Raw genomic sequence first — 350 nt, forward strand, 5'->3', positions numbered from 1 at the left:
CGCCTTGGGCGCCTTGGGAGGAATTGCCCCCCGATTTGCCGGTGATCGGCCCGTACGACAGCGATCCGGGCTATGACCCGAGCTTCGGCGGCTACGACAGCGGTTTCGAGTCGGACTCGTTCGAACCCGCGCCGCGCGCCAGCCGCGCCGCACCACAGTCGAAGCCGGCGCGCCGGCCGGAACCGGAGGCCGCCGCACAGCCCGCTCAGCCGGCTGTGCAACTGGCGCCTGCGATTCCGCCCGTGGCGCCGAGTGCCGCCGATGACGGCACGCCGCCCGTGTTCACCGACGACTGGCCGACGCTGGCCGCCACGCTGCCGCTCAAGGGCTTGGCCCAGCAGTTGGCGTTC

General features: G+C 72.6%; 1 pseudogene. It reads left to right on the forward strand.

Annotated features, from left to right (window positions below):
- Positions 1–23: 23 nt before the first annotated feature.
- A pseudogene (locus AB4Z27_RS29875) lies at positions 24–350 on the forward strand (DNA polymerase III subunit gamma/tau); the annotation flags it as partial.

Origin of the sequence: Cupriavidus sp. KB_39, assembly GCF_052114485.1 — a bacterium.
GTDB lineage: Bacteria > Pseudomonadota > Gammaproteobacteria > Burkholderiales > Burkholderiaceae > Cupriavidus.